This window comes from Streptomyces sp. NPDC090445 (assembly GCF_044769385.1).
Lineage (GTDB): Bacteria > Actinomycetota > Actinomycetes > Streptomycetales > Streptomycetaceae > Streptomyces.
On record NZ_JBIVXV010000010.1, the window covers coordinates 214,295 to 231,039 of the forward strand.

Here is a 16,745-nt window from a genome sequence, read left to right on the forward strand (position 1 = left end):
CCCACCGCTTCTGTCACCTCGCGGCCCGCTCCTCGGCCAGCCCCCTGCGCCGCAGCACCACGGCCTGGCGTACGTAGTCCAAACCGGTGACCACGGTCAGCAGCACGGCGGCCGCCATCACCCAGAAGCGCAGGGTGGCGAGCGGCCCGGTCAGCGCCAGCACGTACATGCCGACCGCCGTGCCCTGGAACAGGGTCTTCATCTTCCCGCCGCGGCTGGCCGGGATCACCCCGTAGCGGATCACCCAGAACCGCATCAGCGTGATCCCGAGCTCGCGCCCGAGGATCACCCCGGTCACCAGCCAGGGCAGGTCCCCCAGCCAGGAAAGACAGACCAGCGCCGACCCCATGATCGCCTTGTCGGCGATGGGGTCGGCGATCTTCCCGAAGTCCGTGACCAGGTTGTACGTACGGGCCAGGTGCCCGTCGAAGATGTCCGTGATCATGGCGACGGCGAACGCGGCCCAGGCCAGCGCCCGCCACACCGGGTCGTACCCGCCGTCGGCGAGGAGCAGGAGAACGAATCCCGGCACCAGGACGAGCCGGATCATCGTCAGGATGTTGGCGATGTTCCACAGGCTGGCCTGATCGACCGCCGCAGCGCCCAGCTTCGTGCCGGGAACGGGCCGGCGGCCGGTCCCGCCCGCCGCAGATGCCGGGACTCCTGTCATCCCGCCGCCTCCTCAAGGCCCAGGGGCTCGGCCACCAGGTCGACGCCCAGCGTGCCGACGACCTTCGCCGTCACCATGCGGCCGGGAACCAGGCCCGTGCTGTCGGTGAAGACGACCTGGCCGTCGGTCTCGGGGGCTTGGTGCGCGGCGCGGCCGTAGGCGCCGTCGCCGTCCTCGTCGACCGCCTCGACGGACTCGACGAGGACTTCGAGGGTCTCGCCGAGGCGCTCCTCGGCGCGCTGCGAGGTGAGCTCCTCGGCGAGCCGCTGCATGTGGGCGAGGCGCTCGGCGATCGTGTCCTCGTCGAGCTTGTGGTCGTACGTGACGGCCTCGGTGCCCTCCTCGTCGGAGTAGCCGAAGACGCCGATGGCGTCGAGCCGCGCGTGGCTCAGGAAGCGCTCCAGCTCGGCGAAGTCGGCCTCGGTCTCGCCGGGGAAGCCGACGATGAAGTTGGACCGGACGCCGGCCTGCGGGGCCTTGCCGCGGATGGTGTCCAGCAGCTCCAGGAAGCGGTCGGTGTCGCCGAAGCGGCGCATGGCGCGCAGCACGTCGGGGGCCGAGTGCTGGAAGGACAGGTCGAAGTACGGCACGACCTTGGGGGTCGAGGTCAGTACGTCGATCAGGCCGGGCCGCATCTCGGCGGGCTGGAGGTAGCTGACGCGGATGCGCTCGATGCCGTCCACGTCCGCCAGCTCGGGCAGCAGCGTCTCCAGCAGGCGGATGTCGCCGAGGTCCTTGCCGTACGAGGTGTTGTTCTCGGAGACCAGCATGACCTCCTTGACGCCCTGCTCCGCGAGCCAGCGCGTCTCGCCCAGCACGTCGGAGGGGCGGCGGGAGATGAAGGAGCCGCGGAACGACGGGATGGCGCAGAAGGAGCAACGGCGGTCGCAGCCGGAGGCCAGCTTGACCGAGGCGACGGGGCTCCTGTCCAGGCGGCGGCGCAGCGGCGCGCGCGGCCCGGAAGCCGGGGCCACTCCGTCGGGCAGGTCGGCGGGGGCCTCGGCGGGCTCGGCGGCCGGCGCCTGGGCGTGGCCGGGCAGGGCCACGTCGGCCTGCTGGCGTTCGGCCGGGCTGATCGGGAGCAGCTTGCGGCGGTCGCGCGGGGTGTGGGAGGCGTGGACGCCTCCGCTGAGGATGGTCTGGAGGCGGTCGGAGATGTCGGCGTAGTCGTCGAAGCCGAGCACGCCGTCGGCCTCGGGGAGAGCCTCGGCGAGCTCCTTGCCGTAGCGCTCGGCCATGCAGCCGACGGCCACGACAGCCTGGGTGCGGCCGTGATCCTTGAGATCGTTGGCCTCCAGCAGGGCGTCTACGGAGTCCTTCTTCGCGGCTTCGACGAAGCCGCAGGTGTTGACGACGGCGACGTCCGCATCGGCGGCGTCCTCGACGAGCTCCCAGCCATCCGCCGCCAAGCGGCCTGCGAGCTCCTCCGAGTCCACCTCGTTACGGGCGCAGCCAAGAGTGACAAGGGCGACGGTACGGCGTTCGGGCATGGACTCAAGACTACTTTGTCCAAACGCCGACCCCCGCCCCAAGTCCCGGTAAACCAAGATCCCCAGGGTGCGAGACGGCACCCCGGGGATCCGGAATTTTGCATTCTGCGCTGCTCAGCCCGCCTGGGCCGCCCCCGAACGGGGATCGTCCTTGGTGTATGTGAGACGTTCCACCTGACCTGACCGGAATTCTTCCTTGATCTCCTTGCCGTTCACGAACAGCGTCACGACCCCGGCGTCGCCGAGGACGAGATCGATGGATTCCTTGTCGGTGAAGGTCTTGGACTCACCCGGGGCCAGTGTCCCGTCGAAGAGCAGCCGGCCGCTGTGGTCCTTGGCCGAGATCCAGCTCTCGCCGTCGTTGGCCGTGATCGCGACCGTGACGAGGTCCTTGGGCGCGGCCGCGATGGCGCTGTCCGAGGGCTCCGGCTTCGGCGCGGCCGGGCTGGCCGGGGTGGTCTGCCGGGGCTCTGCGGCCGGCGTGCCGGCGGACTGCTTGGGCGCCGGCTTCGGGGCTGCGGAGCCCTCCGCCAGCGGGCGGGAGTCCTTGGCGTCGCCGCCGCCGAAGGCGGTGAACCCGACGAAGCCGATCACGGCGACGATGGCGGCGACCATGGCGGCGGTCCAGTTGGGCCGCTGCCGCTCGGGTCGGATGCGCTCGGCCTCGAACATCGGCGCGGCCGGCGTGGGGGCCGGGCGGCCGCCGTGGGCCGCGTCGTACGCCTCGACCAGGGGTTCCGGGTCGATGCGGACGGCGCGCGCGAGCGTGCGGATGTGGCCGCGGGCGTAGACGTCGCCGCCGCAGCGCGTGAAATCGTCAGCTTCGATCGCGTGCACGATCGGGATGCGCACGCGGGTGGTGGAACTGACCTCGTCGACGGTGAGCCCGGCGGCGATCCGGGCTTTCTTCAGCGCCGTCCCGATGGACGGCTCCTCGGGAGTACGGTCGATGATGCGGTCCTCGGACCCGTCGCCGGTCGAAGCCCGCTCATCTTCGGGGGAGTTGGAGTTGCCGATGGACACGAGGGCGCCTTTCGAACGTGTAGCCACCTGCTGGACGTCCAGTCTAGGGCGGCGGTGAAAGGGAGGAGCAACCGGAGGGGTGGAGTCCGTACGCCATCCGAATGGTCTTTCGGAGTCCGGCGGTGCAGCGGCGGGCCGGCCCCGTGACGCGGCTTCGGGTGCGGCTCCGCCATCTCCCTCAACTAGACGTGGGCCCAAGGGAAACGGTTGCCCGCCGAATCATCACGGTTGGGCCTCCCCCCGGATGAGGGCGAGGGCTCCATCCAGCTCATCGGCCTTCACCAGCACGTCGCGCGCCTTCGAACCCTCGCTCGGGCCGACGATTCCCCGCGACTCCATGAGGTCCATGAGCCGGCCGGCCTTGGCGAAGCCCACCCGCAGCTTCCGCTGGAGCATCGAGGTCGACCCGAACTGGGTGGAGACCACCAGCTCCGCCGCCTGGCACAGCAGGTCCAGGTCGTCGCCGATCTCCTCGTCGATCTCCTTCTTCTGCGCCTGCCCGACGGTGACGTCGTCCCGGAAGACGGGCGCCATCTGGTCCTTGCAGTGCTGGACGACCTTGGCGACCTCCTCCTCGGTGACGAAGGCGCCCTGGAGGCGGACCGGCTTGTTGGCGCCCATCGGCAGGAACAGGCCGTCGCCCTTGCCGATGAGCTTCTCGGCGCCCGGCTGGTCGAGGATGACCCGGCTGTCGGCGAGCGAGGACGTGGCGAACGCGAGCCGCGAGGGCACGTTCGCCTTGATCAGCCCGGTGACCACGTCCACCGAGGGCCGCTGCGTGGCGAGCACCAGGTGGATGCCGGCCGCACGGGCCAGCTGCGTGATCCGGACGATGGAGTCCTCCACGTCGCGCGGGGCGACCATCATCAGGTCGGCGAGCTCGTCGACGATCACCAGCAGGTACGGGTACGGGCTGAGCTCCCGCTCGCTGCCCGGCGGCAGTTTGATCTTGCCGTCCCGGATGGCCCGGTTGAAGTCGTCGATGTGCCGGTAGCCGAAGGCCGCCAGGTCGTCGTAGCGCAGGTCCATCTCGCGGACGACCCACTGCAGGGCCTCGGCGGCCCGCTTGGGGTTGGTGATGATCGGCGTGATCAGGTGCGGGATGCCCTCGTACGCCGTCAGCTCCACCCGCTTGGGGTCCACGAGCACCATCCGGACGTCCTCCGGGGTGGCCCGGACCATGATCGAGGTGATCAGGCAGTTGATGCAGGAGGACTTTCCGGAGCCGGTGGCGCCGGCGACCAGCACGTGCGGCATCTTCGCGAGGTTGGCCATGACGTAGCCGCCTTCGACGTCCTTGCCGAGGGCCACCAGCATCGGGTGGTCGTCCCCGGCGGAGTCCGCCAGCCGCAGGACGTCGCCCAGGTTCACCATCTCGCGGTCGGTGTTCGGGATCTCGATGCCGACCGCCGACTTGCCCGGGATCGGGCTGATGATCCGGACGTCCGGGCTGGCCACGGCGTACGCGATGTTCTTGGTCAGCGCGATGATCCGCTCGACCTTGACCGCCGCACCGAGGGTGACCTCGTACCGGGTGACCGTCGGGCCGCGGGTGAAGCCGGTGACGTCCGCGTCGACCTTGAACTCGGTGAAGACGTTGCGCAGCGAGTCGACGACCGCGTCGTTGGCGGCGCTGCGCGTCTTGCCCGGGCCGCCGCGCTCCAGCAGGTCCAGCGAGGGCAGGCCGTACGTGATGTCCCCGCGCAGCTGGAGCTGCTCCGCGCGCGGCGGCAGCGGCCGGTGCTCCGGCGCCGCCTTGGTCAGGTCCGGCACCGACAGGGTCCCCGAGGCCGCGGCGGTGGTGTCGTGCGGGGACCCGGCCGGCTCCGCGGCGGAAGCGGCCCCGGCAGCGGCGGCCGCCGCGGGGGTCCGGCGGCCGGCCGGCGGGTTGCCGTCCGGGCCGGCGTCCGCGGACCGCCCGGAGCGGGCCGGCGGCACCGGGGTGGTGGTCTCCGCACCCTCGTGCGCGCCGGAGATGCCCCGGGTGAGGTCGGCGACCAGCGGGGAGGGCGGCATCCCGCCCAGCACGACGCCCTCGAACGAGGCGGCGGCGGCCGCGGCCACGTCGACGGCGTCCATCTCCCGCTCCTCGGCGGGCCGGACCGGGGTCCTGCGCGGCCGGCGCCGGCGGGTGAGCGCCTCCTCCTCGGCGGTGTCCACGGGGTCGGCGGCCCGGCCGCCGCGGGCCCGCCACTGCTCGGGGTCGTGCCGGCCCGGCCGGCCGGCGGCGCCCTCCGGCCCGAACTCCGCGTCCTCGGCGTCCTCGCCGTACCCCTCGTCGTACGCGTTCGGCTCGATGATCCCGAGCCGGATGCCGAGCCGCCGCAGCCGCCGCGGGATGGCGTTGACCGGGGTCGCCGTGACCACGAGCAGCCCGAAGAGCGTGAGCAGCACCAGCATCGGCACGGCCAGCGGCGCGCCCATGGTGAAGATCAGCGGCTTGGACGCGGCCCAGCCGACGAGCCCGCCCGCGTTCTGCATGGCGGTGGTGCCCTCGTCCCGGCCGGGAGCCCCGCAGGCGATGTGCACGAGGCCGAGCACCCCGACGGCGAGCGCGGACAGGCCGACGCCGATGCGGCCGTTGGCGTCGGGCTCGTCGGGGTGGCGGATGAAACGTACCGCCATGACGCCGAGGATGATCGGCACGAGCAGGTCGAGACGGCCGACGGCCCCGGTGACCAGCATGGTGACCAGGTCCCCGACGGGACCGCTCAGGTTGGACCAGGTGCCGGCCGCCACGATCAGCGCGAGGGCGAGCAGCAGCAGCGCGACGCCGTCCTTGCGGTGCGCGGGGTCGAGGTTCCTGGCCCCCTGGCCGATCCCGCGGAACACCGCGCCGACCGCGTGCGCGCAGCCCAGCCACAGGGCGCGCACCAGCCGCACCACGCCTCCGGTCGGGGAGGGCGCGGGCTTGGCCGGCGCCTTCCGGGCGGGAGGCCGCTTCGCCGCCGTCTTCTTGGCGGCGGGCCCCCGCGCGGGAGCCGCCTTCTTGGCCGGCGCCGCCGTACGGCCGGTACGGCCCTTCGCGGTGCCCGCGTTGCTCGGGGAACCCTTGCCGGACGTACGTGAGGCCATGGGGCCGAGGTTACCGGTGCGCGCGCCGGTGGACACGCGTGCCCACCCCTTCACCCGTTCGTGTCGGCCGTACCTTCGGCTGCTTGACGCACCGCCAGACCTGACACACCGCCAGGCGGGCCCGGGCAGGGGCCCGCAGACGGCCCGACCGGATCAGCCCGGTCCCGCCCGGTTCTGCGCGGGCGGCCGACCCTGCCCGGTCCTGCGCGGGCGGCCGGCCCTGCTCAGTTCTGCGCGGGCAGCACCGGCGCAGCCCCGCCGGCCCCGGGCTCCAGCGCGTCCAGCGCCCGCCGCAGCCCGGTGAGCTTGCGCTCCAGATGGGCGGCGGTCGCCACGACCGCCGGATCGGCGGCCTCCTCGCCGAGTTGCTTCGACAGGGCCTCGGCCTGCTCCTCGACGGCCGCCAGCCGCGCGGAGAGCTCGGCCAGCAGCCCGGCCGTCTCCTTGGTGGTGTCGCCGCCCACACCGCCGCCCTCCAGCTGGAGGCGCAGCAGTGCGGCCTGCTCCCGCAGCTTGCAGTTCTTGGTGTACAGCTCCACGAACACCGAGACCTTGGCCCGCAGCACCCACGGGTCGAAGGGCTTGGAGATGTAGTCCACCGCGCCCGCCGCATAGCCCCGGAAGGTGTGGTGCGGACCGTGGTTGATCGCGGTGAGGAAGATGATCGGGATGTCCCGGGTCCGCTCCCGCCGCTTGATGTGCGCGGCCGTCTCGAACCCGTCCATCCCGGGCATCTGCACATCCAGCAGGATGACCGCGAAATCGTCCGTCAGCAGCGCCTTGAGCGCTTCCTCCCCCGACGACGCCCGGACCAGTGTCTGATCGAGCGCGGAGAGGATGGCCTCCAACGCCAGCAGATTCTCCGGCCGGTCGTCGACCAGGAGGATCTTGGCCTTCTGCACCATGCCCTGTCCTCCTCGCCCCGGCATGGGGCCTCCCCGGCTCCTGGCACCGGCCTGTGCGCCGGGCCCCGCCCCAGAGGACGGCATCCTTGCGCCGCCCGTCCTTGTGCCGGTCATCGTAGCCCCAGTCCGGAGATCGCCACACCCTGTCACCAAGATGTCACTGTGCACGAAGCGGAAACGGTGCGGGAGAGCTGAAGGTTCCCCGTCCCGCACCCTCCCACACCCGTTTCGCCACAGTCGGTCAGCAATTGGTACCGGAACGGTCGGCCGCCGGTCACTCGGCGCGCATCCACTGCTCCATCACCGAGAGAAGGTAGTCCGGGTCGACCGGCTTGGTGACGTAATCGGACGCACCGGAGTCGATCGCCTTCTCCCGGTCCCCCTTCATCGCCTTCGCCGTCAGCGCGATGATCGGCAGCCCCGCGAACTGCGGCATCCGCCGGATCGCCGCCGTCGTCGCGTACCCGTCCATCTCCGGCATCATGATGTCCATCAGCACGACCGCCACGTCGTCGTGCTGCTCCAGCACCTCGATGCCCTCCCGGCCGTTCTCCGCGTACAGCACCGCCAGCCCGTGCTGCTCCAGCACGCTGGTCAGCGCGAAGACGTTGCGCACGTCGTCGTCGACGATGAGCACCCGCTCGCCGTGGAAGTCGTACGTCCGCGGCACCGCCGGAAGCTCCTCCTCCGGGCTGCCCCAGCCGTCCACCGGCCCCACCGCGTTCGGCTGCCCCGGCACCGCCGTGCGCGGCTCCGGGTCGACCGGCGCCTTGCGGCGCCGCCGGAACAGCGCGGCGCCGCCGCCCTGCGCCGGGCCGGCCGACCCGGCGCCCGGCTGCCCGGACCGCCCCGCGTGCGGCTGCGACTGCTGCACCTGGCCGCCCTGCAGGCCCTGCACCACCGGCGCGTGCCCCGCGGCCGGCGCCAGGGCGGCCACCGGCACCGGCGGCATCGGCAGCGCCGGCACCACCCCGTCGGCCGCCCGGTGGTAGCCGTCCGCCCGGCCACCGCCCGGCTGCGGCGACGCGTAGCCCTGCGGCGGCAGCTCGCTCGGGTGCAGCGGCAGGTACAGGGTGAAGGTGGACCCGCGGCCCGGCTCGCTGGCCGCGTGGATCTCCCCGCCCAGCAGCCGGGCGATCTCCCGGCTGATGGACAGCCCGAGCCCCGTGCCGCCGTACTTCCGGCTCGTGGTCCCGTCCGCCTGCTTGAACGCCTCGAAGATCACCAGCATCTTGCTCGCCGCGATCCCGATGCCGGTGTCCGTCACCGAGAAAGCGATCAGGTCCGCGTCCGCCTCCCGCAGCGAACCCGCCTCCAGCAGCTGCTCCCGGATCGCCGCCGGCACATCGGCCCCGGCCGGGCGGATCACCAGCTCCACCGCCCCCGTGTCGGTGAACTTCACCGCGTTCGACAGCAGGTTCCGCAGCACCTGCAGCAGCCGCTGCTCGTCGGTGTGCAGGGTGGCCGGCAGCTCCGGGGACACCCGCACCGAGAAGTCCAGGCCCTTCTCCGCGGTCAGCGGCCGGAAGGTGGCCTCCACGTAGTCGACCAGCTGCACCAGCGCGATCCGCGTCGGGGAGACGTCCATCTTCCCGGCCTCGACCTTCGACAGGTCCAGGATGTCGTTGATCAGCTGCAGTAGGTCCGAGCCGGCCCCGTGGATGGTCTCGGCGAACTCCACCTGCTTCGGCGACAGGTTCTCGTCCGCGTTGTCGGCGAGCAGCTTGGCCAGGATCAGCAGCGAGTTCAGCGGGGTGCGCAGCTCGTGCGACATGTTCGCCAGGAACTCGCTCTTGTAGCGCATCGAGACCGCCAGTTGCTCGGCACGCTCCTCCAGGACCTGCCGGGCCTCCTCGATCTCGGTGTTCTTCACCTCGATGTCCCGGTTCTGCTGGGCCAGCAGCTCCGCCTTCTCCTCCAGCTCCGCATTGGCCGCCTGGAGCGCCTTCTGCCGGTTCTCCAGCTCGTCGGAGCGCTCCCGCAGCTGCTCGGTCATCTCCTGCGACTGCTTGAGCAGCATCTCCGTCTTGGAGTTGACGCTGATGGTGTTGACGCTCGTACCGATCATCTCGGCGATCTGGCTGAGGAAGTCCTTCCGGATCTGCGTGAACGGCTGGAAGGACGCCAGCTCGATGACGCCGAGCACCTTCCCCTCGAACAGCACCGGCAGCACGATCACCTGCGCCGGCGGCGCCTCCCCGAGCCCCGAGGAGATCTTCAGGTAGCCGGGCGGGGTGTCCTCGACCAGGATCGTCCGCTTCTCCTCCGCGACGGTCCCGATGAGCCCCTCGCCGGGCCGGAACATGGTCGGCATCCGGCCGCCCGCGTACCCGTAACTCCCGCGCATCCGCAGCTCGTACGAACCGTCGGGACCCCCGTCCGTCCCGATCTCGGTGATCCCGCCGGACGGCACCGCCAGGAAGAACGCCCCGTGCTGCGCCGAGACGACCGGGGTCAGCTCGCTCATGATCAGCGAGGCCACGTCGTCCAGGTCCCGGCGGCCCTGCATCAGCGCCGAGATCCGGGCCAGGTTGCTCTTGAGCCAGTCCTGCTCCTTGTTGGCCAGGGTGGTGTCGCGCAGGTTCGCGATCATCGTGTTGATGTTGTCCTGGAGGACCTGGATCTCGCCCGCCGCGTCCACGTCGATCTTCAGGTTGAGATCGCCGCGGGTCACCGCCGTGGCCACCGCGGCGATCGCGCGCACCTGCCGGGTCAGGTTCCCGGCCATCTCGTTCACCGACTCGGTGAGGTCGCGCCACGTGCCATCGACGTCCCGCACCCGGGCCTGGCCGCCCAGGATGCCCTCGGTGCCCACCTCGCGGGCCACCCGCGTGACCTGGTCGGCGAACGACGACAGCTGGTCGACCATCGTGTTGATCGTGGTCTTCAGCTCCAGGATCTCGCCGCGCGCATCGATGTCGATCTTCTTGGTCATGTCGCCCTTGGCGATGGCCGTCGTCACCATGGCGATCTGCCGCACCTGGCCGGTCAGGTTGGACGCCATGAAGTTCACCGAGTCGGTGAGGTCCTTCCACGTCCCGGACACGCCCGGCACATGGGCCTGGCCCCCCAGCCGGCCCTCCGTGCCCACCTCGCGGGCCACCCGGGTCACCTCGTCGGCGAACGAGGACAGCGTCTTCACCATCGTGTTGACCGTGTCGGCGAGCTGCGCGACCTCGCCGCGCGCCTCCACCGTCACCTTCTTGGTCAGGTCGCCGTTGGCGACCGCCGCAGAGACCTGGGAGATGTTGCGCACCTGCGACGTCAGGTTGTTCGCCATCAGGTTGACGTTGTCGGTGAGGTCCTTCCAGATGCCCGTCACGCCGCGCACCCGGGCCTGACCGCCGAGGATGCCCTCGGAGCCCACCTCGCGCGCCACCCGCGTCACCTGCTCCGCGAACGACGACAGCTGGTCGACCATCGTGTTGACGGTCGTGACCAGCTCCAGGATCTCGCCCTTGGCGTCCACGGTGATCTTCTTGGAGAGATCGCCCATCGCGACCGCGGTGGTCACCTCGGCGATGTTGCGCACCTGCGAGGTGAGGTTGTTCGCCATGAAGTTGACGGACTGCGTGAGGTCCTTCCAGGTGCCGGAGACACCCTTCACCTCCGCCTGCCCGCCCAGGATGCCCTCGGTGCCCACCTCGCGGGCCACCCGCGTCACCTGCTCCGCGAAGTTCGACAGCTGGTCGACCATCGTGTTGAGGGTGTTCTTCAGCTCCAGGATCTCGCCCCGGGCGTCCACGTCGATCTTCTGCGACAGGTCGCCGCGCGCCACCGCCGTCGCGACCTGCGCGATGTTGCGGACCTGCGAGGTCAGGTTCCCGGCCATGCCGTTCACCGAGTCCGTGAGGTCACGCCACACGCCGGCCACGCCCGGCACCTGCGCCTGGCCGCCGAGCCGGCCCTCCGTGCCCACGTCCCGGGCCACCCGGGTCACCTGCTCCGCGAAGGCCGACAGCTGGTCGACCATCGTGTTGATGGTGTTCTTCAGCTCCAGGATCTCGCCCCGGGCGTCCACGTCGATCTTCTGCGACAGGTCGCCGCGCGCCACCGCCGTCGTCACCTGCGCGATCTGGCGCACCTGCGAGGTCAGGTTCCCGGCCATGAAGTTGACCGAGTCGGTGAGCTCCTTCCAGGTGCCGGACACCCCCTCCACGCGTGCCTGGCCGCCGAGCCGGCCCTCCGTGCCCACGTCCCGCGCCATCCGCGTGACCTGGTCGGCGAACGAGGACAGCTGGTCCACCATCGTGTTGACGGTGTTCTTCAGCTGGAGCATCTCGCCGGAGACGTCCACGGTGACCTTCTGCGACAGGTCGCCGTTGGCCACCGCCGTCGTCACCTGCGCGATGTTGCGGACCTGGCCCGTCAGGTTGCGGAACGCGGTGTTCACGGAGTCGGTGAGGTCCTTCCACGTCCCCGCCGCCCCCGGCACCTGCGCCTGACCGCCCAACTCGCCCTCGACGCCCACCTCGCGGGCCACCCGGGTCACTTCCGAGCCGAAGGACTGCAGCTGGTCCACCATCGTGTTGACGGTGTTCTTCAGCTCCAGCATCTCGCCGGCCACGTCGACCGTGACCTTCTGCGACAGGTCGCCGTTGGCCACCGCCGTCGTCACCTGCGCGATGTCGCGCACCTGCGTGGTCAGGTTGCGGAAGACCGTGTTCACCGAGTCGGTGAGGTCCTTCCACGTCCCCGCCGCCCCCGGCACCTGCGCCTGACCGCCCAGCAGGCCCTTGGCGCCGACCTCGCTGGCCACCCGCGTGACCTCGTCCGCGAACGTCCGCAGGGTCTCGGTCATCTGATTGATCGTTTCGGCCAGCTGCGCCACCTCGCCGCGCGCGCTGACCCGCACCTTCTGCGACAGGTCGCCGTTCGCGACGGCCGTCGTGACCTGCGCGATTCCCCGCACCTGGGCCGTCAGGTTGCCCGCCATCGTGTTGACGGAGTCGGTCAGGTCCTTCCACACGCCCGCGACCCCGGGCACCTTCGCCTGGCCGCCGAGCTCGCCCTCGGTACCCACCTCGCGGGCGACCCTCGTCACCTCCGAGGAGAACGACGACAGCTGGTCCACCATCGTGTTGACGGTGTTCTTCAGCTGGAGCATCTCGCCGGCCACGTGCACCGTGACCTTGCGCGACAGATCGCCCTTCGCCACCGCCGTGGTCACCAGCGCGATGTCACGCACCTGAGCGGTGAGCCGGTACGCCATGGTGTTGACGGAGTCGGTCAGATCCTTCCACGAACCCGACATTCCGCGCACCTGGGCCTGACCGCCGAGCTTCCCCTCGGTGCCCACCTCCAGCGCCACGCGCGTCACTTCGTCCGTGAACGCGGACAGCTGGTCGACCAGGTTGTTGACGGTGCGCCCGACCTTCAGGAACTCCCCGCGCAGCGGATGCCCCGTCCCGTCGGCCGACAGCGTCCGCAGGTCCATGCGCTGGTCCAGGTCGCCCTCGGCGACCGCGGACAGCACCCGGCCCACCTCGGACACCGGCCGGGCGAGATCGTCCACCAGCTGGTTCGAGGCGTCGATCGCGGCCGCCCAGGAGCCTTCACAGGCACCCGTTTCCAGCCGTTCGCTCAGCTTCCCCTCGCGGCCCACCGTCCGCCGGACCCGGGACAGCTCCCCCGTCAGGTGCAGGTTGCGGTCGGCGACCTCGTTGTAGACGGCGGCGATCTCCGCCATCACCCCGTCGCCCGACACCGTCAACCGCTTGCGGAAGTTCCCGTCCCGCATCGACACCAGGGCCGTGAGCAGCCGGTTCAGCGCGGCGGTATCGACCTCCGTCGTTCCGCCCCGGCGCGGACGCCCTCCCCCAGACTCCGTCCGGGGGGACCCCCAGGCCCGCGTACCCGTACGCCGCACCGCTGCGCCAGACTCCACCGTGTCCCTCCCGAAAGGGTCGACCCTGTTCCACCGGCACCGGCGCGTCACCCGCCCGGCTACCCGATCCTGCCCAGTGTTTCACCCCGGCTGAACCAGGCCATAACACTTCGGCACCATCGCACACCGCCCGCACTCCGCGGGTGGAATCCCCGACGACGGCACCATGACGGGCGCGAAGGTAAGTAACCTGGCATCCGATGTACCACCGCGTCGAAGGAGACTTGTGATCACGGCTCGGGCGGCTGCCAGCTTCGACCCCCAAGGGCGCTCGGTCGCCGCCGCCCGGGCGTTCGTCCGCGACACCCTGCAGGGCTGGGGCTTCGCCGACATCGTCGACGACGCCGTGGTGCTCACCAGCGAACTCGTCACGAACGCCGTGGTCCACGCCGGCACCCGGGCCGAGGTCCTCTGCCTGCGCACCGAGGACGGCGCACGCGTCGAGGTCGCCGACCGCTACCCCGAGCGCGAACTCCCGCTGGGATACCCGGGCGAGCGCCCGTACGCCGACCCCGACCGCGAGAACGGCCGCGGCCTCATGCTCTGCGCCGCCCTCGCCACCCGCTGGGGCGTCGAGTACACGGCCACGCACAAGCACGTGTGGTTCCGCCTCGACCTGCCGGACCGCCCGGTCGGCACCCGCTCCGCCGGGCCCGTCGTCCCCGACCGCCTGCTGCCCCTCGCCGACAGCCGCGTCCGGGTCGCCGTCGTCCAGATCGACGCCGCGGACTGCGTCTCCGCCTGGAACGAGGACGCCGAGCACATCTTCGGCCACCCCGCCGGCAAGGCCCTCGGGCGCCCGCTCGCCGAGCTCGCCGCCTGGCCGCAAACCCCCGGCACCGGCACCGGGATCGCCGAGGCCCTGCGCCTGTCCCGCTGGGAGGGCAGCTACGGCATCCGCGGCTCCGACGGCCGCGTCATCCCCGTGTACGCCTCCCACCTGCGGGTCCGCGATGCGCACGGCGAGCCGTCCATCGTCTGCCTCCTGGTCCACGACGACGAGCGCGCCCTCCTGCAGACCCCCGTCCGGACACCGGCCGCCGACGGCTTCCCGCTGACCGAGGCCCGCCCCGTGGACCCCTTCGAGGTGTTCATCGGCTCCCCCGCCCCCGACGACCTCGACAGCCTCCTCCAGCGGACCGTCGAACGCGCCCGCGACATGCTCGACGCCGATGCCGCCTTCCTGCTGCTCGCCACCGACGACGAGACGGAGCTGGAGGTCCGCGCCACCACCGGACTGGCCTCCACCCGCCAGCGGTTCGCCCGCGTCCCCGTCGAGGCCGGCACCAACCGCTACGGCTCGGCCCGCATGCCCGCCGTCCACGACGACCTGACCGCCGTCCCCGGCGCCGTCCCCCTGCTGGACGCCACCGGCATGCGCTCGGTGGTCACGGTCCCCCTCAAGGTCGAGGGCCGCCTCACCGGCTCCCTCGGTGTGGCCGCCGAGATCCCGGGCCGCTACTCGAACGCGGAGGCGCTGCGCCTGCAGTTCGCCGCGGACCGGATCGCCCTGGCCGTCGAGTCGGCCCGCCTCGGCGAGCTGGAGCGGCTGCGCCGCGGCTCCCTCTCCTTCCTCGTGGAGGCCTCCGACCTGCTCGCCGGCACCCTCGACCGGGACCAGACCCTGGCGCTCATGGCCCAGATGACCGTGCCGACGCTGGCCACCTGGTGCGCCGTGTACACGATCGCCGACCAGTCCTCCGACCCGTACCTCTCGTACGTGCTGCATGAGGACGAGGACCGCATCGACGGCCTCAAGGCCCTCCTTTCCCGGGTGAGCCCGCCCGAGCCGGTCCGCGAGGCCGGCGCCCGCACCTGGCAGGAGGCGTCCTCCGCCGTCGGCGGCGAGACCGTGGTCCTGCCCCTGCTGGCCCGCAACCGGGTGATCGGCATGCTGACCCTCGGCAGGCCTTCCGAGGAGCACTTCCGCCAGGAGATCCTCGAACTGGCCGAGGACCTCTCCCGCCGCGCCGCCCTCGCCCTGGACAACGCGCGCCTGTACTCCGAGCGCACCGCGATCAGCCGTTCCCTGCAGCGCAGCCTGCTCCCGCCCGGTTCCCCCGCGATCCCCGGCATGGAGGTCGAGGTGATCTACCGGGCCGCGGGCGAGGGCAACGAGGTGGGCGGCGACTTCTACGACGTCTTCCCGATCCGCGACGGCGCGTACGGCTTCGCGATCGGCGATGTGTGCGGCACCGGCCCCGAGGCCGCCGCCGTCACCGGCCTGGCCCGGCACGCCTTGCGGCTCCTGGCCCGCGAGGGCCTCGGCGGCCCCGCGGTGCTGGAGCGCCTCAACGCGGCCATCCTCGACGAGGGCGCCCGCAGCCGCTTCCTCACCCTCCTGTACGGCGAGCTCCACCCCCGGCAGGACGGCGGCGCCCTGATGAAGGTCGTCTGCGCCGGCCACCCGCTTCCGCTGCGCCTGCGCCCGGACGGCCGGGTCGTGCCCGCCGCGGACCCTCAGCCGCTGCTGGGCGTCCTGGACGACCTGGACCTGTACGAGCAGACGCTCACCCTCGATCCGGGCGATGTCCTGCTGTGCGTCACCGACGGGGTGACCGAGCGCCGCGAGGGCAGCCGCATGCTCGGCGACGACGGCCTGACGGAGGTCCTGACGGGCTGCACGGGTCTGACCGCCGGCGCGGTCGCGGCCCGGGTCCTGCGCGCCGTGGAGCGTTTCGCGGCCGAGCCGGCGTCGGACGACATGGCCATCCTGGCCTTCCGCGTCCCGGAGCAGCGCACGGGAGACTAGCCGGAGCGTGGTCTCCTCACCGCGGGCCCGTGGACAGGGCTCGACGGGTGGAGGACCGCAGTGCGAAGGCCATCACGAGTTCGAACACGCCGAGCAGGACGAGCCACAGCCCCAGCAGCCTCGTCAGGGCGACCGCGGATTCCACCGGGAAGCACAGCACGACGATTCCGGCGACGGCGCCGAGGGCGCCCAGGCCGAAGAGCAGGCCCCGGTGCAGGAGCGAGCGGTCGGCGATGGCGGTGTATGCCGTCAGCACTCCGGTCAGCAGCCAGAACACTCCGACGATCAGGGACAGCGCACCGATCGTCTGCATCGGGTGCCGCAGGACCAGGACGCCCGCCAGGAACGACAGGAGGGCCACCAGTACGCTCGCCAGTCTGCTGCCCCCGTCGCTGCTGTGCGAGAAGGCGCTGACGAAACGGAAGCCGCCTGCCACGAGGAGCTGCAGACCGATGATGACGGCCAGGATGTGCAGCGTCTCATCGGGCCAGACGAGGATCAGGATGCCCGGAATCAGTGTCGCGAGCGCCAAGCCGAGCGCCCAGTGCCACGAGCCGCCGAGTTGTCGGAGAACGTCTTCGGGGTCGCGCTGTGTCTGCTGCGGTGCCGCGTCGGAGGGTACGGTCATGTCGCCTCCCAGGCCGGCAGGACGGTCTTCCACCTTCCCACCACCATAGGCGGCCGGGACGCACCCCGCCCCTTCAGCCGACTCTGGGCGCCCGAACGGCAAACAAAAAAGGCCCCCGCCTGATGGCGGGGGCCTTTTTGATGGAGCCCTTTAACGGAATCGAACCGTTGACCTTCTCCTTACCATGGAGACGCTCTACCGACTGAGCTAAAAGGGCGGGTTGTTCGGCGGCGTCCTACTCTCCCACAGGGTCCCCCCTGCAGTACCATCGGCGCTGAAAGGCTTAGCTTCCGGGTTCGGAATGTAACCGGGCGT

Annotated in this window: 8 protein-coding genes, 1 tRNA gene and 1 rRNA gene; 1 reads left to right on the forward strand and 9 read right to left on the reverse strand. The window is 71.5% G+C overall.

The window, feature by feature from the left end:
- Positions 1 to 13: 13 nt before the first annotated feature.
- The 6 genes from pgsA to ACIQUT_RS21505 all read right to left on the reverse strand — a co-directional run bounded on the left by pgsA (position 14) and on the right by ACIQUT_RS21505 (position 13,050).
- Positions 14 to 670 carry a CDP-diacylglycerol--glycerol-3-phosphate 3-phosphatidyltransferase gene (gene pgsA, locus ACIQUT_RS21480; RefSeq protein WP_403564694.1) on the reverse strand — a complete coding sequence of 219 codons (657 nt, stop codon included), beginning with the start codon at positions 668 to 670 and terminating at the stop codon, positions 14 to 16.
- Positions 667 to 2,160, reverse strand: a complete 1,494-nt coding sequence (gene rimO / locus ACIQUT_RS21485; RefSeq protein WP_403564696.1) for a 30S ribosomal protein S12 methylthiotransferase RimO — start codon at positions 2,158 to 2,160, stop codon at positions 667 to 669. The genes pgsA and rimO overlap by 4 nt, the downstream gene beginning before the upstream one ends.
- 114 nt (positions 2,161 to 2,274) lie before the next feature.
- Positions 2,275 to 3,183 carry a RodZ domain-containing protein gene (locus ACIQUT_RS21490; protein WP_403564716.1) on the reverse strand — a complete coding sequence of 303 codons (909 nt, stop codon included), beginning with the start codon at positions 3,181 to 3,183 and terminating at the stop codon, positions 2,275 to 2,277.
- Between the two features lie 222 nt (positions 3,184 to 3,405).
- A complete protein-coding gene (locus ACIQUT_RS21495; protein WP_403564698.1) occupies positions 3,406 to 6,258 on the reverse strand; it encodes a DNA translocase FtsK in 2,853 nt (950 codons plus the stop codon).
- 224 nt (positions 6,259 to 6,482) lie between these two features.
- On the reverse strand, positions 6,483 to 7,163 hold the full coding sequence (locus ACIQUT_RS21500; protein ID WP_179175515.1) for a two-component system response regulator: 681 nt from the start codon (positions 7,161 to 7,163) through the stop codon (positions 6,483 to 6,485).
- A 274-nt stretch (positions 7,164 to 7,437) separates the two neighbouring features.
- Positions 7,438 to 13,050 (reverse strand): HAMP domain-containing protein, encoded by a 5,613-nt coding sequence (locus ACIQUT_RS21505; protein ID WP_403564700.1) that lies wholly within the window; start codon positions 13,048 to 13,050, stop codon positions 7,438 to 7,440.
- 166 nt (positions 13,051 to 13,216) lie between these two features.
- Here ACIQUT_RS21505 and ACIQUT_RS21510 point away from each other — a divergent pair, with 166 nt between their 5' ends.
- Positions 13,217 to 15,802, forward strand: coding sequence for a SpoIIE family protein phosphatase (locus ACIQUT_RS21510; protein ID WP_403564702.1), 2,586 nt, complete (start codon positions 13,217 to 13,219; stop codon positions 15,800 to 15,802).
- A 16-nt stretch (positions 15,803 to 15,818) separates the two neighbouring features.
- Here ACIQUT_RS21510 and ACIQUT_RS21515 read toward each other — a convergent pair whose 3' ends face one another.
- From ACIQUT_RS21515 to rrf, 3 genes are all read right to left on the reverse strand, one after another.
- Positions 15,819 to 16,430 (reverse strand): HdeD family acid-resistance protein, encoded by a 612-nt coding sequence (locus tag ACIQUT_RS21515; protein ID WP_403564704.1) that lies wholly within the window; start codon positions 16,428 to 16,430, stop codon positions 15,819 to 15,821.
- Positions 16,431 to 16,571: 141 nt separating this feature from the next.
- Positions 16,572 to 16,647 (reverse strand) — tRNA-Thr (locus tag ACIQUT_RS21520).
- A gap of 5 nt (positions 16,648 to 16,652) precedes the next feature.
- Positions 16,653 to 16,745, reverse strand: a 5S ribosomal RNA gene (rrf, locus tag ACIQUT_RS21525); the annotation flags it as partial.